Origin of the sequence: Wolbachia endosymbiont of Zygogramma bicolorata (genome assembly GCF_051130665.1) — a bacterium.
Taxonomy (GTDB): Bacteria; Pseudomonadota; Alphaproteobacteria; order Rickettsiales; family Anaplasmataceae; genus Wolbachia.
Map to the genome: position 1 here is coordinate 562,034 of NZ_CP149530.1, position 18,911 is coordinate 580,944.

Genomic DNA, 18,911 nt, shown 5'->3' on the forward strand with positions numbered 1-18,911 from the left:
AAGAGGAATAGGCTATAGGATGAAAGAAGTTGGCTTTATTAGCTATAGGTGGTATGATACTTAGTCAATTTAAGTAAGCAGATGATCTTAGCTACAAAAGTATTTTTTACCTCATTTGTTTTTGGGTTTATTCTTTTTCCCTATTTTATAAAGCTTCTAAAAAAAATAAGTAAAGATGGGCAACCAATTAGATCATGTGGACCAGAAAGTCATTTAATAACAAAAAAGAATGTACCACCTATGGGCGGAATAATAATACTGATTTCTTCTTTATTACCAATTTTACTCTGGGCTCAGTTAACACTAGAAATTTTGCTGCTGATATTGATAACTCTATTTTTTGCTCTACTTGGATTTATTGATGATTATTTAAAATTGAAGACAAATCACTATCGAGGTTTAAGTGCAAAAACCAAAATACTTATTCAGTTTATTGTAACTCTGGTTAGTATGTCTATACTTAAGCTATACTCTGCTGAAGGTTTTACAAAAACGTCTCTATTTAAAGGAGTAATAATCGACTTTGGCTATCTATATGTTCCGTTTGCTGCGTTTGTAATTGTCGGCTCTGCTAATGCTGTGAATCTCACAGATGGTTTGGATGGCCTTGCTGCAACTCAAGTCATCACTTCCTTTGCTTTTTTGGGGCTAATTGCATATATAACTCAAGCAGATATGAATATTACTTTATTCTGCATTGCATTTATAGGAGCTATTTTAAGTTTCTTGTGGTTTAACACACATCCAGCAAAAATATTTATGGGTGATGTTGGAAGCCTGTCAATTGGTGCAGCTTTAGGGTTAACTAGCGTTTTAATGAAGAGAGAAGTGCTTTTTGCCGTTATTGGAATAATCTTTGTAATAGAGACTCTATCTGTGATTATTCAGATATCATATTTTAAATATACAAAGTTTAAATATGGAGAAGGAAAAAGAGTTTTTCTTATGGCACCAATACATCATCACTTTGAGAAGAAGGGATGGTCAGAAAATGTAATCGTTATGAAATTTTGGATAATTTCTATTATCTGTTCAGTTTTTACTATAACTTTCTTATTATAAAAACCTATGAAATACCCAGACTTTACATTAGAAAATAAATTATCAGGAGTGATAGCAGGAGTGGATGAAGTTGGAAGAGGTCCGCTAGCTGGTCCAGTAATATCCGCAGCCGTAGTGTTTATTGATAGAAATACAATTATTGATGGAATCAACGACTCGAAAAAGTTGACTCCTCAATGTAGGCAAGTCCTATATGAAAAAATAACATCCGTTGCAAAATTTGGTATAGGAATGGCAAGCGTAGAAGAAATAAATTCATACAATATCTTGCAAGCAACAAAACTTTCAATGAAACGTGCGTTGATAGACCTGGACCTAGAATTAGATTATGTGCTAGTTGATGGTAATCAACCACCTGAAGTGAAATGGCAAGTGAAATCCATAGTAAATGGTGATAATTTGAGTACATCAATTGCAGCAGCTTCAATCGTTGCAAAAGTTACGAGAGATCGGCTTATGCAAGAATTGCACAATAAGCATCCTGAATATAATTGGTATAAAAATAAAGGATATGGGACAAAAGAGCACCTTAACGCTATTGGCCTTTATGGAATTACAGAACATCATAGAAAAAACTTTGCACCCATATCTCGGGCATTATAGCCTTTAGATAGTAATCACTTACCTTTTTTGAAAGGCATGTTTTCATTAAATAGGCAAACTGTACTTGATCCATTCCTTAAGGTAAACACTGAACTCACCCTTTCGATTATCAGGTAGTTGTCAGCTGTACGGAAGTTTACTAAAGACTCATACCCTGCAGAATCAACCATAAAAACTGCCGGGAAATCAGAGTTTATTTTATTGAATTGTAGATATGTAAATTTTCCGTCATCAAAAACCTTAATTGGTATTATTGACTGACTGCCTTTAACGTGCGAGATGGAATAATTAAAATTTAAGCCCTTCTTTACAACTTCAATGTCGTTTATATCAGGAATAATGGTATGACTAGCTTGTTCGAAGATATCGCCGTTATTTGTTGTGTAAATCTCATCACTGCTAAATAATGGATAAAGAAACCTTACTTCATATGCTAATTTTGGATCATCTAGTCCAGTTGCTTCTTCAGCATGAAGTTCAAAGTAATAAACTCTTTTATTGGTAATTATAGTTGCGTTAGTATCGGCAATATCATCTATAGGCTTAATAAACAATCTGTTACCTTGAGGAAGGAGTTGCCAACCAGTTGAATCACCCATTGAAAGGTTTTGTATTACCTCCCCTGGTTCAAACAATATGCTGGATTGATAACCATAAAAACCCGTATACTTATGTATAGCTTGTGGGTTATAATTTATTACCTTTATGTGATTATCTCCAGCTATTGAACGTGGCTCCTGTTTTGCAAGTGCATCACTACCACAAAAAAACAACAGTACGGCAAACAGTAAACCAATCATAATATCAAAATAAATTAATCTTCATTTTATCATTGATAGACATGCACTGCAACTGTTAAGCTGTACTATAAACCCCAATTATAGGTTAGCAAGGGGTAGAAAAGGCAAGAAATAAGGCAAACTCCTTAAATACTTTAGAACTACAGGAGGCTTCACCTGAACGGATATACTTGGAATCCTGCCATTTTTACTTCGTAAACATACCAAGAATTCTGTCCATTATTCCACCCATATTTGCTTCAGCTTGAGTATACTCTATTTTACCACCGTGCAAGATTAGTTTAATATCTGATCCAGGTGATATATTAACAAATTTACTGCCAACAACTCCACTGCTAGTGATCAGAGCTGAGCTATCAACTGGCAACTTTATATCTCGGCTTACGCACATATCGATTCGTGCTATGTAGGTAGCTTTGTCAAGTGACACACCAGTTATGCTTCCAACGTCCACACCAGAGATCTTGACACTATCACCAACTCCTATACCGTTAGCGTTAGCAAAAAGACCATATATTTTATAGCAATCCTTATAGTTTTTCTTTATGTAAGATAGCTTATCAATAGCAAAGAAAACCAGAAAAATAGTGAAAATTAATACAAATAATCCAGCGGTTATTTCAAGTATATTTGACCTTCGCATCTTTAGTTATCAGGACTCCAGCTTTTATAGTAATTTTTCACTTTTTGGTTTGGATAGTATGCATCTTTTGTACCCGTTAAATTAGGAGTATGTTTTACTTTTCTTTTTTTATTATTAACTGGTACTACATTATCAGTATAGTGAAGCCATATATGCCATTCCGGAGGCACTGTTGTAGGCTCAGAAACACTGCTATACATAATCCACCTTTTCCCTTTACTTGATTCATAGTAAGAATTTCCATTTTCATCTCTTCCTACAAATTTACCTTCTCTTCGTAATAGGCGTTTTATTGCGTTACAAATTTTAGATAACATAAGAGTATTAAAACAAAAAGTATTATATATACTAATACTTTAACGATATATTAACAACAATTTAATGCAATTACCAATTTTACAAGTTATTATACCAATAATTGCATCAATGTTTTGCTTTCTTACCAAGAAACACAAGGTATCTTGGTTTATTTCTTTTATTGCAACAACAATCACTCTTATCATTTCATCAATACTACTCATAAAAACATATAGAGGCGAGATTATAACTTATCACCTTGGAAATTGGGCTCCTCCGCATGGAATAGAGTTAAGAATCGACGTGTTAAACTCCTTGATTCTAACTTTGGTGAATTTTATAGCGCTGATTAGCGTGCTTTATAGCTTTTATATTAACGAAAAAGAAATTAGCAAAAACAAAATCACTGGTTTTTACTCTCTATTTCTACTGTGCTTAAGCGGACTGCTCGGGATTCTAGTAACAAACGACATATTCAATCTTTATGTTTTTTTGGAAATTTCATCTCTTTCTTCTTATGTATTAGTTTCAATGGGAAGGGATAAAAAAGCCTTGGTTGCAGCATTTGAATATCTAATTAGTGGCACTATAGGGGCAACGTTTTACTTGTTTGGTGTTGGGCTTTTGTACTCCATGACAGGAACGCTCAATATGTCTGACATGGCTGAAAGAATAGTTCCATTATACGATAACAACATCATAAAACTTGGCACATTGTTCATTTTTGTTGGTCTCTCAATTAAAATGGCACTGTTTCCATTAAGCAGGTGGCTGATTAATGCATATAGTGAGGCGCCAAGTTTCATTAGCATATTCTTTTCAGGCACAGTGACAAAAGTGATGATATATGTTTTCATTAGGATCTTCTATACTGTTTTCCATCAGAATTTCTTCTTATTTAAACCATCACTAAGCAACGTGATAATTATCCTCGCACTTTGCGCTGTTATATTTGGGTCAATATCTGCAATAACTGCAAAAGATATAAGAAGACTGCTTGCTAATTCTAGTGTCAGCCAAATTGGTTATATAATTTTAGCACTGAGTTTTAACTCAAAAACAGGTGTATTTGCAGCAATTCTTCACATAGTAAACCACAGCATAATAAAAACATCTTTATTCATGGCTGCAGGATGTATTTCTTACAAATTTGATACAACAAAAATAGAGAATTTATCGGGACTCAAGAAATCAATGCCTTATACAGCACTTGCGTTTACTCTACTTAGTTTAGCATTAGTCGGTGTGCCGCTAACAAATGGCTTTGTAAGCAAATGGTATATAATGAAAGCAGTTATAGAATCTCGCGCGTGGATTTCCCTGATAGCTTTTGCTGCCGGTTCTTTTCTTGCACTAATATACATGTGGAAGATGGTAGAGAAAATGTATTTTGAAAATAGTGCAGCATCAAGCGCTGGAATGACACCGGACAAAATTAATGATGTGCCATTTCCTATGCTTTTCTGTCTATTGTTTATGGCAGCTTTAACAATAGTAACTGGAATATATAGCACTCCAATTCGGTTAGTAGTTGAGAAGTTGGTTTTTTGATTTTTATCTTTGTTTCATATTTTACTATACTTTAAGGTTATAAGTGTGGATAGGCTGAAGAAGATTCATTGGTTATTAGTCATTAACGTGATAGTGCTGTTTTGCGTTGGCATTGCTGTTCAATACTCTTCTGCTGGAGGAAAGTGGGTACCATTTGCAATTCACCAAATAGTCATATTTTCCTTCTTTTTCCTACTCGCTATAGCTATGTCATTCATAGAGCTAGATTTTTATTTGAAGCACGCCTACTTTTTTTATATAGCAGCAGCGATTTCGCTATTAGCAGTAAATTTTTTTGGCTCGCACATAATGGGTGCGACGAGGTGGATAAGAATTGGGTCAATTAGTTTGCAACCATCAGAATTTGCAAAAGTAGGCTTAATACTTGCGTTTGCTCGTTATTTTGATAAGCAAAGTGTGTATAAAATGATGGAATTTAAAAGATTGCTTAAGGCGGTAATAATTATTTTCTTGCCTGTATTCTTGGTGTTAAAGCAACCTAATTTAGGCACAGCTGTGATAATGTTGTTTATAGGAGCATCAATTATATTCACAGCAGTAATAAAAAGAGCTCATTTAGTAATTTATGGGACGCTTGGCATTTTTGCAGTACCAGCTATTTGGCCTTTTTTACGTCCTTATCACAAGCAAAGGATATTGTCGTTTTTGGATTCATCAGTGGATCCACTCGGAATAGGTTATAATGCGCAGCAATCTCAGATAGCTATTGGTTCAGGAGGTTTGCTTGGTAAGGGCTTTGTTAACGGAAGTCAAACTCAACTTGGATTTTTGCCGGAGAAACGTACGGATTTTGCTTTTGCAGTGCTGAGTGAGGAGTGGGGCTTTTTAGGTAGCATGGCTTTAATTTTGCTTTATACCTCATTACTTGGCATAATTTTCTCTATCGCTTATAGGTCGAAAAATTATTTTTCTAAGTTAGTATCTATCGGGATTTTTGCTTTTTTTGGCGCTCATTTTTTTATAAACATTGGAATGTCAATAGGCCTCTTGCCTGTGATAGGCGATCCACTGCCATTTCTTTCCTATGGAGGAAGTACAACTGCTGCAAGCTTGATATGCATAGGATTATTGCTGGCAATAAAAGCAGATGAACAACAAAATGCTTGTATTTCACCTATGCTAAAGTAAAATTAAACTTTACTTAATAGTTTTTATGCTAGATGAAATGCGTGAGGAATGTGGAGTATTTGGTATAAGCTGCAATAACGATGCCGCATTTAACTCTATACTTGCTCTCCACGCTTTGCAGCATAGAGGTCAAGAGTCTTTTGGCGTAGTAACCAGTAACAACGATAAGCTGCACTCTTATCACTTTCAAGGTCAAGTGAGCAGCGTATTTGATGATATAGATGAAATAAAGAAATCCTTACCTGGAGATTGTGCAATAGGTCACGTTCGATACTCAACAAGTGGTAGTAAATTTGGAGTGCAGCCCATGCTTGGCAAAAGTGGCAAATTTGGGGATTTTGCCATAGCACATAATGGTAATTTAATTAATATTTCTCCGATACGCGAACAATTAATTAAACAAGAGTGCGTTTTTCAGTCAGATATTGATACAGAAGTAGTAGTGCATCTGACAGCAAGCGGTGAAAAAGATAGCTTTTTAGAGAGTTTTATATATGCATTAAAGCAAATACAAGGTGCTTATTCTTTTGTGGCAATCAATCAAGAAGTAGTTATTGGAGTACGTGATCCATCTGGAATCAGGCCTCTTGTTTTAGGAAAGTTAAACGGTTCTTACGTTCTTGCATCTGAAACTTGTGCTCTTGATATAATAAATGCAGAGTTTGTTAGAGAAATAGAACCAGGCGAATTAGTTACCATCAGTTCGGATAGTAAGCTAGCCTCAATGTTTCCTTTCCCACAGCAAAAATCAAGTTTTTGTATTTTTGAATACGTTTACTTTTCGAGACCAGACAGCATAATGGAGAATAGGTCCATATATGATATAAGAAAAGAAATAGGAAGAATACTTGCAGAAGAGAGCCCACCAAAAAACAATGTAAATATGGTTGTACCAATACCTGATTCTGGAATACCTGCAGCTATTGGATATGCAAAGCATTCAGGATTACCTATGGAACTGGGGATAATTCGTAATCATTACATAGGAAGAACTTTTATACAACCAACCGCTGAAGTACGTAAAGTTAGAATAAAATTAAAATTCAATGCTAATAAGCACACTTTGAAAGGTAAAAACATAATTTTAATAGATGATAGTATAGTGCGTGGTAGTACGCTCAGAAATATAATAGTTATGCTAAAGGATGCAGGAGTAAAAGAGATTCACCTCAAAATTTCAAGCCCACCAATTAAGCATTCTTGTTTTTATGGAATAGATACGCCAGAGTGCAAAGATTTAATTGCTGCAAATAAATCTGTAGAGGAAATTAAGGAAGTTATAGGAGTAGATAGCCTAGCCTTCTTGAGTATTGATGGACTATATCAGGCTGTTAAAGGAGAGGTGCGTAACAATGCTACACCACAATATTGCGATGCTTGTTTCACTGGTGATTATCCGATTGGCAAATAGTCTACGCAAGATCTTAAGTTTAGAAAATCTTAAACCGCCAAAATTTCTCTTGGCCTTTACTAATTCCGATTCTTGGAGTGCACACATAATCCGGGTTGAGATGAGATTCATAAACACAAAATTTGTGGCTTATAGTAAGGTCCAGTTTATTGTGTTCTTTTGTAATGTTTAATCTTTTGCACAATATTCCTGGTCCGCCTAAGTTTGCTTCAAGCGGTTCAATGAGCTTTAATCCCCGTATTAACACTGCTGCTGGGAACCCTTCTGCTTCTGTTACAATATTTAAACAGTAATACATTCCATATATAAAATACACGTATGAAAACCCCGGCATACCAAACATTACTGAGGTTCGGTTAGTATAGCCTCTTGCCGCGTGACAAGCTGGGTCATTCATTCCTATATAGGCTTCAACTTCGGTTATTATTCCACTAAAGTTAGAAAATTTGAGGACTTTTCCCAATAACTCTCCAGCTACAGTTAAGGTCGGCCGCTCGTAGAAATTTCTTGATAGTATTGTGCTACCCATTTTTTATTTTTGTTCTGAGGTTCTATATAGAATTCAGTTTAAGAATTTCTGGATCCCAGTGTCAAGCACTGGGATGACAAGAAGGGGAGCTACTTGAATGACAAGAAAATGGTACTGGCATAATAAGAAAGAAACACTGAGATGGTGAAAGAGAGAATATACGCAAGCAGCACTCATAGGGTGTCACTCCAGCGCGTGACGCTGGAATCCAGTTTTTTCCTATTACCACAAACCATAGCTTAATTAGTTAGAATAGCATAACTAGCGAATACGAAATGGAGAAGTTTTAATTTGAACTACAGTTTCAGTGCTATTTAACATATATGCCTTTATACACAAAAATGCCAGTATATGATATCATGCCAATCAATATATAATTGAATTATGGTAAAAAAGCTCTCTAATATTAAAGGCTCAAATATTCCTTTGCTTGATCAGTTAGAACGCGCCCCCTTGGTGTGCGCTTTACAAAACTAATTTTGATTAAATAAGGTTCTACTGTTTCTTCAATATTGCCAACATCCTCGGATAGCGCAATAGATATAGTGTCAATTCCAACAGGTCCTGAGGTGTTGAATAAAAATCTTAGATAATGCATATCAAGTTTATTGAGTCCCATTTTGTCTACACCCAATTTTAGCAATACAGAATCAGCGACTTCATAAGTGATTTTTTTATCATCTTTCACTTCAACAAAATCCCTTATTCTTCTGAGTAACCTCAAAGCAATTCTTGGAGTGCCACGTGCACGGCAGGCAATTTCCCGTGCTGCATTTTCTTCAATTTCAGTAGAAAGAACTCTTGCGCCTCTTTTTATAATATTAACCAGTTCTTCAAAAGAATAAAACTCAAGATGCAAGGGAATGCCAAAACGATCTCTGAGTGGCGCAGAAAGTAATCCAAGCCGTGTAGTTGCTCCGATTAACGTAAATGGTGGTAGATCTATCCTTAAAGTGCGAGTAGATGGACCTTCACCTACTAATATGTCCAAGCAAAAATCTTCCATAGCAGTATATAAAACTTCTTCGATGCTGCGATTTAATCTATGGATTTCGTCGATAAATAGAACATCTTTTGCATTTAAAGTGGTAAGCACTGCAGCCAAGTCCCCAGCTTTACTAAGTAAAGGACCAGAAGTTGCGCGGAAGCTGACCCTTAATTCTTTAGAAACAATTTGTGCTAAAGTTGTTTTGCCAAGTCCTGGGGGACCATACAATAAAACGTGATCTAAGGCTTCAGTTCTTGTCTGTGCAGCATTTATAAACACTTTTAAATTTTGTATTAAGTCTTTTTGCCCGACAAAATCATCAAGTTGTTCAGGTCTGATGTTGATATTGCGCACATCTTCAGTATATTCTTTATCGCACGATATTGATTTCATAATGTTTTAAGCGCCATGCGAATAATATCCTTGGTGTCCAGATTTGACGATTCGTCTTGTATTTTTTTTATCGTATCATAAGCTTTCATTTTTTCATACCCAAGATTGATCAATGCTGAAAGGGCATCTTCATTGATTGGATGAAAATTATTGTTATTTATTTCTAATTTACTCACTTTGCCACTTAATTCAGTGATGATTCGATTTATGAGTTTCATGCCAAGTCCACTCATCTTGAGTGCTACTTTATCTTCATTCATAATTGCCAAAAACAGCTGTTCTGGAGTTAATTTACTCAAAATTGACATTGCAGTTTTATAGCTAACACCGCTTACTTTAACAAGCAACCTCAAGCACTGCTGTTCTTCTTTGCTTATAAAACCATATAGCTGAGCGACATTTTCTCTGTTATTTGCATAGGTTTCGATAAGTAATTTAACTCTACTTCCGATGGAACATGCATTTAAAGTTTTGGCTGAGAGATACACCATATAGCCAACATCATTCACATTCAGGATTATGTGATCACTGCGCACTTCATCAACTATTCCGCTTAGATTTCCTATCATTTTTAGCACTGTATAGGGTTCAGTTTAAATACTCCTGGATCTTAGGTCAAGCAAACGAACATTATAACAGAGAGCCAAGTAGCTCATAGAAACGAAAAACTTCCTTGACACATTTTGCCAACATTTGCCGCTTCAAGTCTGTCTGCTATGACTTTTATATACTGATAATCATTATACTCACACCCCGGTACCACCGTTTGAAAGCACAGTTCAATGAATTTTAGAAAGTTTATTTTGTCCATGATATAATGTTGAAACCAGCGCGTGACGCTGGGATGACAAAAAAAGGAGCACTGGAATGACAAGGCTATAGGTTGCAAGCGAGACGTCATACCGTGATTTATTCACGGTATCTCTTGGCATAGATCCCGCTAATAAGTAGCGGGATGACGAATTGCTTAATTGTCATACCGCCGCAGACCGTCATACCGCCGCGGTATCTCATCCGCTAACAAGAGATCCCGCTAACAAGTAGCGGGATGACGATTGTCAGGGTGTCATTCCAGCGCCCCTATAATGTCATCCCAGTGCTCCTATAATGTCATCCCAGTGCGTGACACTGGGATCTCATTTCACTCTATAATAGCAGTGATCCTTTCTTGTCATCCCAGTACTGATTAGCTATAAAATTTAAGAAGATATTTAAGAAATTTACCAAATAAAAAAAAGGCAAAAGAAGCCCCGTGGTGCGAGTTTTGACTCTATATTACTGTAAGTGGCGCTGTAATAATGTGCTAACGCTTAAAATAAGCGCGATTTGGCTGAATGTAGAAAAAATAAAAAAGACATGCAGCCGCTATAATTTTATGTAATCCGCCAAAAAATACCCTGAGTTTTTTACTGAATTTTGTCATTGAGCCTGCAGGTCAAAAACAAGTTTTGAGTCATAAATACCCTTATTATCATAACAAGGGGGCTGGCGGAGTTTGTCAAGCAAGTTTTATGGCCTAGCGTCACACGCTGGAATGACATCGGATCTCACATTCATTCTACTGCAACGCAGAAAATTCGTACAATTGTGCATGATGTAGGGTTTCTGGCTACATTTTTCTATTAAACTCACCTTTCCTCTATGTAACAGATTTCGTATTAAATTTTAAATTTAATGCGCCTAGATATACAAGCATTCCTAGCAAAACCATAGGTATAGAAAGCAACTGCCCCATAGTTAAATCAAGCCACAAATAGCCAATTTGATAGTCTGGTTCGCGAAAAAACTCAACGAAAAAACGTGCTATTCCATACCACATAACTGCAATACCAGTTAACGCACCGTGATACAGTCTTATTCTAGTCAAGAAAAACAGTGAATTTGCAACTGCAAAAAGTAGCAGTCCTTCAAAAAGTGCCTCATAAAGCTGGCTTGGATGACGCAGCAAATTATCACCACTTTCTGGAAATACCATACCCCATGGCATAGTTGTAACTCTGCCAAATAACTCTCCGTTTATAAAATTGCCTATGCGACCTAAAAATAAACCTATGGAAACTCCGCAAGAAACTAGGTCCAGTGCATAAAATATAGGAATGTTATGTCTTTTACACGAAATTATTACTGCAAGCAAAACTCCTATAGCACCACCATGAAATGACATTCCTCCTTCCCAGGTCTTCAATATCTCGATAGGGTTGCTTATATAAAGAACTGGATCATATATCAATACGTAGCCAAGTCTACCTCCAAGGATAATGCCTATAATAGTGGCTGTTAATAACGAATCGTAAAAATTCTTAGTAAATATTTTTTGGTCGTCTAGCTTGTGTAAATACCAATATGCAGACACTATACCCAAAACGTAAGCTAAGGAATACCAATATATAGAAACAGGACCGATGCTGAAAATTACTGGATTTAAAGACATATTTTGCTATAAATTATTCTTAGACAATCTACTTTTTTCACGATCCCACTCTCTCTGTTTTATGGTTGCTCTCTTATCGTAGAGTTTTTTTCCTTTTACAATGGCAATTTTAGTTTTTGCAAATCCTTTATCATTAAAATAGATCGAAAGCGGCACAACAGTTATCCCAGCGGTTTTGATTTGACCAATTAGTTTGTTTATCTCTTTTTTATGTAAAAGCAGTTTACGTTCCCTTTTTGGTTTATGATTTTTTCGGTTTGCAGCTTTATATTCTGCAATATGCATATTGTGCAGCCATATTTCGCTATTCTTTTCGATAACGTAGGCGTCGGAAATATTTACTTTTCTTTCTCTTAGCGATTTAACTTCACTGCTTAATAAGACCATACCCGCTTCAAATTCTTCTAAGATGAAATATTCAAACCTTGCTTTCCTATTTTCTGCAATAACTTCCATATCTAAAGATATCTTTAAGCTTCAATATATTACAGAGTTTTTGACTTAATTCATAATATATCTTTCCTTAAAAAATCATTTAAGTTATACTGCAAACCATGAACCTTAGGCAAAAAATCAAGTTTTTTTCTCTATCATTTGTAATTTTATTTTCTCTATGGACTGTATTGTCTGGTTATTTTGAGCCATTTTTTATTTTTTGTGGAGTGTTTTCCTCTATATTCACATTATTTATCTTTAGAAGGTTGATAAACGCTGAAAGAGCTCTTAGCCAGATTTTAAATGGTACGAGTAGACTGTCGTTTTATAAGTTAGTAAGTTATATACCATGGTTAATGTACCAAATCATTTTATCAAGTGTTTATGTAACAAAAAAGGTGCTACGACTCAAATCTAAGCTTGAGCCAATCATTATCCTAAGAAAATGCAAAGGGCATAATGATGAAAGCATTGCGTTATTTGCCAATTCGGTTACAATCACTCCTGGAACTTTAACTATCAATGTTGAAAGTAAGCAGAAAACATACTTCTCTACCATGTATCTGATAGATAAAGATCTTGAAAGCGGCATTTCTGAAATAGAAAATAAAATCTTAAAAATACTACGTTCAGTTAAGTAATTGCTTTAAATAAGTTAACAGCATCCTTATATTCCCTTACAAGACTTTCAAGCATCTCTTTTGGAAGGCTATTGTTAACAATAGAACATAAATAATTATGTAAATCTTCTAACCTTAGTATGTTATTTCTCTTCTTGCTGTTGAATTTATACGGAAAAATACCTTCCATAACTTCAATAGTAGTAGCCTTGTTTAAAAATACATTTTCACTTGTCACGCTTATTCTTGCTAAAACAGTGTTAATTTCAGGTTCGTCATTTGTATAAAAATCTGATAGCTGAGTTATTCTAATAACGTATAAAGTTACTATTTTTGATAAGCAATTATCAGCATATTCACAATTTTTTATTACCTCCCACTGAGTAACCTGGGATTTACCTATTTTTGCATTGTTCGGTAATTTACTCATTCAACTTTCTCCATTTAATCCAGTAGATAGATTATACTAATACTTTGTTAAATAAATGATAACGCAATCATAAAAATATATATTCATAATGGCATGTTATGTAAAATAGTACGATATCCAGACATTAAAGTTGATTTAGGCTGGTTTATATTGGGCACCTCTTATTTCTGCATTACCTAAGCAAGCTAAGCTGTAAAATGACAGTTGGACATCAGCTCATAACAGGAGCACTCTGAAATATAGCTAACCCAAGAAAGGTTTTCCCACGTCATACCGCCGCGGTATCTCAACATAGATTCCGCTAACGAGTAGCGGAATGACGAATTTGTTGTTTTTCAAATCGTTGGTAAACCTAAGTCACTTTAGCTATAGATTTACTTTTTGAGTTATTTTGTTAACATTAATTATTACACCAAATCAATTGCACAAAATGAAAAAGGTGAAACTTGGGATACTAATTTCAGGCAGGGGATCAAATATGCAGGCCTTGATAGAGGCATGTCAAAATCGTAATTTTCCTGCAGAAGTTGTGTGCGCTATCACAAATAATAGCGAAGCTGCTGGCCTAAAAATAGCAGAACAAGCAGGAGTGCCAGCGTTTATTGTTAGAGATAAACCACTTGATGCTGATAAAATTCACGAAATATTTGTTCAACATAAGGTTGATTTAATTTGCCTTGCAGGGTTTATGAGAATCCTGCAAGCTAATTTTCTCAGTAAATGGAATAACAAGGTGATAAATATTCATCCCTCTCTACTTCCGTCCTTTAAGGGCATAAATGCTCAAGAGCAAGCTCTAAAAGCAGGAGTAAAAATCGCAGGCTGTACTGTACATTACGTCACTCCTGAAATTGATGCTGGAGCCATAATTGCTCAAGTTGCTGTGCCAGTGTTACCAGCTGATGATATTCAAAGCCTCTCAGAACGCATTCTAGCTGAGGAGCATAAGTGTTATGTAGAAGCAGTAAGATCAATAGCAGAAAGTATTAATTATTGACCTTAAGTGTTTCTCCCAACTTCAACAAAAAATAAATTTTCGGGTTCCAGTAAAGAGCTTGCCAGTTCGTTTACTTTCTCTAATTTAACGTCATTAATATAGCTCACAAAATCATTTATATGGTTAATATCGCGGTTGTTTGTCTGAATATTATTTAGTTTTGCAACTATGTTGTTATTATTAAACATAGAGAAAACATAGGAATTTACCATACCAATTTTTGCATCCCGAAACAACTGCTCATCAATTCCTTCCTTTTTTATCCTGCTAAATGTATCTTTTACTGCTGATATAGCTTTGCCAGCAGTAGAACTATCAGTATTAATACTTCCAGCTATAACGTTCCCATGTTTATTGGAAATAATATTTGCATAAACACCATAAGTAATACCCAAATTTTGTCTCAATTCTTTCATTAATATTGAATTTAGCCCCATGCCGCCAAGTGCATTAATCAAGACTTGAGCATTATAGTAGTCTGGATCTTCATAAGCTATGCCTTTTTGAGCAAAAAGTATCACACTTTGTGGTATATCCATAAAAATGTTTTTATTCTCTGCAGGACCAAAATCATTTTTCACAGGTATTTTTCTAACTTTTGATCTTTTTGACGGCAATTTAGATAAATATTTATCTAATAATGTAATAATTTCTTCTTTTTTTGCACAACCAGCAACACTGATAACTATGTTATCTTTAGCAAAATTACGCTTTATGTATGTTAAAACATCATCTCTAGTAATGCTCATCACAGTGTCAAGAGTTCCATATTCACTTTTTGAGTAAGGATGTTTTTTAAACAATAACGTATTCAATTCTTTTCCAGCAACAAAAAAAGGATTTTTTTCAAGATTATTAAAATCAACTTTGGCTTTCTCGAAAACTCTATTCAACCCTTCAGGGTCAACTTTAGGACGCATTATAGCGTCGCTCAATAATGAAATACCTTCTTCAAGATTTTCTGATAAAGCATCTAATGAAACTCTAAATGCTTCTAAACCAGCAATAAAATTTAAACTAATCCCTTTATCTTCTAGCCTTTTTGCAAAATCTTTGGCATCATTTTTTTCTGCCCCTTCTTGAATTATAAGAGAAGTAAACCAGGTAAGTCCTTGTTTTTCTACATTTTCATATGCATAACCTGCATCTTTGAATGATATATTAAGTGAAATTTTTGGTAAATCGTGGTTTTCAACAAATAGAAACTTAAATCCTTTACGGGTAGTGACCTCCTCTATATTTAGGTTACCACTTGCTTGTAAATTAAAGCCTAGACAGAAAAAAAATAGGAGTACAAATTTACTTATTCTCATTATCATCTCCTTTTGGCAACAAACGACCAATTAACTTATTAGCAGAAAAAATAGCACGGATTTTATTATTTACATCCTCTAAATTGACATCATTAATCTTGCTATATGAAATATCTATTTCATCAAGTGGAATACCAAGCGCTAACTGTGAGCCGTAAAAGAATGCTATATTCTCTAAGCTAGATAAGTTATCAAACTGTGCTGCTTTATATCTATATTTTGAGCTTTGCAACTCCTCATCCGTTATTCCTTTAGACATGAAGTTATTAATAGCATTTTCTAATTCTCTTTCAACAGCGCCTAAACTAACCCCGCTTTTTGGAATGACCTGAATATCAATGTAGCCATCACTAAAAGTTAAACTATTGTAATAAGCAGATACTGATACTGCCACATCTTTATCTAAAACCAAATCTTTATACAGTTTGCTGGATTTGCCGCTACCTAAAATGTCAACCGCTAAATGAGCAGCAGAGGTTTCACTTGTGTGCTTAAATAAAGAAACACGATAACGAAAATATAAAACTGGTTCTTTTACTTCAGTGCTCTCTAAAATCACCGATAAACCTGCATTATGCACTGGATCCTGATTTGGGTAATGTCTCATTACAGGCTTAGCTTTAATTTCGCCATATTTTTCTTCTGCTAGCTTCACTACTTCATCAAATTCCACATCACCCACAATCAGTAATATTGCATTGCCGGGGTGATAATAGTTATCATGAAACCTCGTTATGTCATCCTGATTGTAAGTTGTGATATCGCTCTCCCAGCCAATAACAGACCTGCCATAGCCAGTACGGTAAAATGCACTATCCATTTCTTCCCACAACAAGCTGTTAGGATGATTATCAAATCTCATCTTCCTCTCTTCCAGTACAATGTTTTTTTCTCTTTCTATTTTATCTTGGGTAACATTAAAATTGCCCATTCTGTCTGCTTCAACTTCCATTGCCAGTGGTAAGTCATTTTTAAGGACTAATTCGTAGTAACAGGTATATTCCTTAGTAGTAAACGCATTAAACTGGGCCCCAATGCTACTCATAGTGGCTTCTATATCTGTGAACTTCCCTGTAGTTTCAAACATTAAATGTTCAAAGTAGTGAGCCAATCCTGCTTTGCCAATTGGATCATCCATTCCCCCAACTTTGTATATTACTGCATGTAAAACGGCTGGAATCCGATGATTAGAAACAACATAAACATCTAGTCCGTTACTGAGTTTAGTATATTTTATGTTGTGCTCTATGTTTAAAGCATTCGAAGAAATTGGGTAAGTAAAAAAAAGTACAGGTAGTATAAGAAAACTAAAAAACTTATGAAGCATTATTTCGACCTAATATAAAAACAATTATTTTATTCCTCATTTTGTTTAGAAATAAGCATATCGTATATATACCACTTATATAACAATGTAAACATTCCACAAACTATAGATAAATCTGCTAAATTAAAGGCTGGCCAATACCAATCATCAATATGAAAATATATGAAATCATATACAGCTCCCCAATAGATCCTATCAACTACGTTTCCGATTGCTCCACCAATCATCAGAGAAAAACCAAGGTAAGTTGACTGATCGTCAGACTTGTATATCAAATATGCAAGTATACCAATTATTAGTATTGAAAATGCTGAAAAAAAGAAACCGCCATGTGGTAAAGCGCTACACATTCCAAAACTAATACCTGAATTCCAAACTTCAACTAGTTTTATAAAACTAGCGATCTGAATTGATTCTCCTTCATCAATCAATGAGTTTATGTACAATTTGCTCGTTTGGTCAATCAATACTATAATTAATATAATAACTAAGCATAACTTTTTCATAAATTTGCCTTTAACCTATAAACTTTAAGTATATCATAATTTATCTGTTTTGTTAACTCCTCAATACTATGGAATTTTTTTTCTGACCTTATGAATTTTAAAAGTTGTATATTGACTTTATGACTATATACGTCTTCATCAAAATCGAATATGTGCATTTCTATTATAGGCTTTTTCAGATCCTTAAATGTAGGTCTCATACCAATATTGACTACTCCATATAACCAGTTTGGGTTATTATAAGAAAACATCACTTTAGCGTAATATGTACCAAATTTTGGTTTTATCATGCAATCTTCTATAGGAATATTTATAGTTGGGAATCCTATTTCTCTACCTCTACACGCACCCTTTGTCACAACACCAGAAACTTGATAAGGTCTACCAAGTAATTTATTAGCAATGTCTATTTCACCTTTCTGTACATACTCTCTGATTGAAGAAGAAGAGCAAATTTTGCCGTCAATTATTAATGGCTCTAATTTAGTCAAAGAGTATCCATATGTTTCAGAATATTTCTCTAGAGTTAATATATCACCCAATCGTTTATGACCAAAAGTGCAATTTTCTCCGACAATTATGTGTTTAGCGCCATATTTATCTATTAAAATCTCACTGATAAAGTCATCGCAGCTAACCTCAGAAAAACCTCTACTAAAATTAATAATATACAAGTAATCTATACCATAGCTGCTGATTAGTTCCTTTTTTTGTTCTTGGTCTATTAACCTAAAATTGTTTCTACCAAATAAAACAGTTGATGGGTGAGGCTCAAAAGTTAAAACTGCAGAGGGTAATCCTCTTTCTTGTGCTACCTTCTTTAGAGTGGAAATTGCAAATTCATGTCCTAAATGAATGCCATCGAAATTTCCGAAGGTTAGTGCTATATTATTTTCTATCCCTTGCTCACAATTATAAATAATTTTCATACAATTTGATGTTTTTACATGTTTCTTATATATAATAACTATATTTTAGCAAGCTACGGAGATAAATTGTGAAAAATACTAAAGGAAAAGTTATAATATATGTAAAGCATCACTGCCCATTCTGCAAAAAAGCAAAAGAGTTACTGGATAAAAAAGGTGTGAAATATGAAGAAATCGATGTGCTCAAAAACTCAGATCTATTTAACGACATAAAATCAAAGTATAACGTTAGAACAGTTCCACAGATCTTTATTAACGATAAGCACATTGGGGGGTGTGACAAATTGATGGATCTTGAAAAAGAAGGAAAGTTGGATGATATGCTAAATAATAATGACAATCACACTGATGTCACAACCTACACAAACAGCAATGATGAATGTGGAGAGTGTGTTATACCACATGATGATTTTATGTAACTTTTTATCTTGTTTTGTCGTGTAATACGTAAATGAAAACTAGTATGCTCACTTTAAACAATTCTTAATGAATTAAAA

General features: G+C 34.6%; 21 protein-coding genes. 8 read left to right on the plus strand and 13 right to left on the minus strand.

From position 1 onward, the window contains the following. The first annotated feature begins 81 nt into the window (after positions 1-81). Together mraY and WKH12_RS02590 are read left to right on the plus strand one after the other, a co-directional pair. The gene (mraY, locus tag WKH12_RS02585; RefSeq protein ID WP_434732578.1) at positions 82-1,062 is read left to right on the plus strand and encodes a phospho-N-acetylmuramoyl-pentapeptide-transferase; all 981 of its coding nucleotides are present in this window, start codon (positions 82-84) and stop codon (positions 1,060-1,062) included. 6 nt (positions 1,063-1,068) lie between these two features. Further along, complete coding sequence (locus WKH12_RS02590) at positions 1,069-1,665, plus strand: ribonuclease HII (RefSeq protein ID WP_010082329.1); 597 nt, start codon at positions 1,069-1,071, stop codon at positions 1,663-1,665. Between the two features lie 14 nt (positions 1,666-1,679). Here WKH12_RS02590 and virB9 read toward each other — a convergent pair whose 3' ends face one another. From virB9 to WKH12_RS02605, 3 genes are all read right to left on the minus strand, one after another. Then, a complete protein-coding gene (virB9, locus tag WKH12_RS02595) occupies positions 1,680-2,465 on the minus strand; it encodes a P-type conjugative transfer protein VirB9 (RefSeq protein ID WP_253309562.1) in 786 nt (261 codons plus the stop codon). Between the two features lie 187 nt (positions 2,466-2,652). Next, positions 2,653-3,108 (minus strand): outer membrane lipid asymmetry maintenance protein MlaD, encoded by a 456-nt coding sequence (mlaD, locus tag WKH12_RS02600; RefSeq protein ID WP_264731726.1) that lies wholly within the window; start codon positions 3,106-3,108, stop codon positions 2,653-2,655. 2 nt (positions 3,109-3,110) lie between these two features. Beyond that, positions 3,111-3,425 (minus strand): NADH-ubiquinone oxidoreductase subunit NDUFA12 family protein, encoded by a 315-nt coding sequence (locus tag WKH12_RS02605; protein WP_353275563.1) that lies wholly within the window; start codon positions 3,423-3,425, stop codon positions 3,111-3,113. A 64-nt stretch (positions 3,426-3,489) separates the two neighbouring features. Here WKH12_RS02605 and WKH12_RS02610 point away from each other — a divergent pair, with 64 nt between their 5' ends. Genes WKH12_RS02610 through purF form a run of 3 tightly spaced genes read left to right on the plus strand, consistent with a single transcriptional unit; the run spans position 3,490 to position 7,516 of the window. Beyond that, positions 3,490-4,956: a proton-conducting transporter transmembrane domain-containing protein gene (locus tag WKH12_RS02610; protein ID WP_341822693.1), complete on the plus strand. Its 1,467-nt coding sequence runs from the start codon at positions 3,490-3,492 to the stop codon at positions 4,954-4,956. A 45-nt stretch (positions 4,957-5,001) separates the two neighbouring features. Then, the gene (gene rodA, locus WKH12_RS02615) at positions 5,002-6,105 is read left to right on the plus strand and encodes a rod shape-determining protein RodA (protein WP_434732579.1); all 1,104 of its coding nucleotides are present in this window, start codon (positions 5,002-5,004) and stop codon (positions 6,103-6,105) included. 25 nt (positions 6,106-6,130) lie between these two features. Next, the gene (gene purF / locus WKH12_RS02620; RefSeq protein WP_265016499.1) at positions 6,131-7,516 is read left to right on the plus strand and encodes an amidophosphoribosyltransferase; all 1,386 of its coding nucleotides are present in this window, start codon (positions 6,131-6,133) and stop codon (positions 7,514-7,516) included. Positions 7,517-7,535: 19 nt separating this feature from the next. Here purF and WKH12_RS02625 read toward each other — a convergent pair whose 3' ends face one another. The 5 genes from WKH12_RS02625 to smpB all read right to left on the minus strand — a co-directional run bounded on the left by WKH12_RS02625 (position 7,536) and on the right by smpB (position 12,313). Next, complete coding sequence (locus WKH12_RS02625) at positions 7,536-8,045, minus strand: DNA-3-methyladenine glycosylase (RefSeq protein ID WP_434732580.1); 510 nt, start codon at positions 8,043-8,045, stop codon at positions 7,536-7,538. 406 nt (positions 8,046-8,451) lie between these two features. Continuing rightward, positions 8,452-9,426, minus strand: coding sequence for a Holliday junction branch migration DNA helicase RuvB (gene ruvB, locus WKH12_RS02630; protein WP_250296119.1), 975 nt, complete (start codon positions 9,424-9,426; stop codon positions 8,452-8,454). After that, a complete protein-coding gene (gene ruvA / locus WKH12_RS02635; protein ID WP_253309569.1) occupies positions 9,423-9,995 on the minus strand; it encodes a Holliday junction branch migration protein RuvA in 573 nt (190 codons plus the stop codon). The genes ruvB and ruvA overlap by 4 nt, the downstream gene beginning before the upstream one ends. Before the next feature lie 1,070 nt (positions 9,996-11,065). Then, the gene (gene lgt / locus WKH12_RS02640) at positions 11,066-11,857 is read right to left on the minus strand and encodes a prolipoprotein diacylglyceryl transferase (RefSeq protein WP_341822686.1); all 792 of its coding nucleotides are present in this window, start codon (positions 11,855-11,857) and stop codon (positions 11,066-11,068) included. Positions 11,858-11,863: 6 nt separating this feature from the next. Beyond that, positions 11,864-12,313: an SsrA-binding protein SmpB gene (smpB, locus tag WKH12_RS02645; RefSeq protein WP_253309571.1), complete on the minus strand. Its 450-nt coding sequence runs from the start codon at positions 12,311-12,313 to the stop codon at positions 11,864-11,866. A 98-nt stretch (positions 12,314-12,411) separates the two neighbouring features. Between smpB and WKH12_RS02650 the strand changes: the two genes are divergently transcribed. Then, positions 12,412-12,933: a Na+/H+ antiporter subunit E gene (locus WKH12_RS02650; RefSeq protein ID WP_253302098.1), complete on the plus strand. Its 522-nt coding sequence runs from the start codon at positions 12,412-12,414 to the stop codon at positions 12,931-12,933. On the opposite strand, the gene WKH12_RS02655 is transcribed toward WKH12_RS02650, so the two are convergent. Beyond that, complete coding sequence (locus WKH12_RS02655; RefSeq protein ID WP_253309572.1) at positions 12,926-13,342, minus strand: hypothetical protein; 417 nt, start codon at positions 13,340-13,342, stop codon at positions 12,926-12,928. The two genes, WKH12_RS02650 and WKH12_RS02655, sit on opposite strands and share 8 nt — an antisense overlap. 430 nt (positions 13,343-13,772) lie before the next feature. On the opposite strand from WKH12_RS02655, the gene purN reads away from it, so the two are divergent. Next, positions 13,773-14,339 (plus strand): phosphoribosylglycinamide formyltransferase, encoded by a 567-nt coding sequence (gene purN, locus WKH12_RS02660; RefSeq protein ID WP_434732581.1) that lies wholly within the window; start codon positions 13,773-13,775, stop codon positions 14,337-14,339. 2 nt (positions 14,340-14,341) lie between these two features. Here purN and WKH12_RS02665 read toward each other — a convergent pair whose 3' ends face one another. The 4 genes from WKH12_RS02665 to ribF are packed head-to-tail and all read right to left on the minus strand — an operon-like array spanning position 14,342 to position 18,414. Further along, positions 14,342-15,652: a M16 family metallopeptidase gene (locus tag WKH12_RS02665; protein ID WP_434732582.1), complete on the minus strand. Its 1,311-nt coding sequence runs from the start codon at positions 15,650-15,652 to the stop codon at positions 14,342-14,344. Further along, on the minus strand, positions 15,639-16,979 hold the full coding sequence (locus WKH12_RS02670; protein WP_434732583.1) for a M16 family metallopeptidase: 1,341 nt from the start codon (positions 16,977-16,979) through the stop codon (positions 15,639-15,641). Before WKH12_RS02670 ends, WKH12_RS02665 begins: the two co-directional genes overlap by 14 nt. Before the next feature lie 29 nt (positions 16,980-17,008). Next, complete coding sequence (gene lspA, locus WKH12_RS02675; protein WP_434732584.1) at positions 17,009-17,485, minus strand: signal peptidase II; 477 nt, start codon at positions 17,483-17,485, stop codon at positions 17,009-17,011. Further along, positions 17,482-18,414, minus strand: coding sequence for a riboflavin biosynthesis protein RibF (gene ribF, locus WKH12_RS02680; RefSeq protein WP_434732585.1), 933 nt, complete (start codon positions 18,412-18,414; stop codon positions 17,482-17,484). The genes lspA and ribF overlap by 4 nt, the downstream gene beginning before the upstream one ends. Before the next feature lie 68 nt (positions 18,415-18,482). Here ribF and grxC point away from each other — a divergent pair, with 68 nt between their 5' ends. Further along, positions 18,483-18,833, plus strand: a complete 351-nt coding sequence (grxC, locus tag WKH12_RS02685) for a glutaredoxin 3 (RefSeq protein WP_164224674.1) — start codon at positions 18,483-18,485, stop codon at positions 18,831-18,833. Positions 18,834-18,911 lie beyond the last annotated feature (78 nt).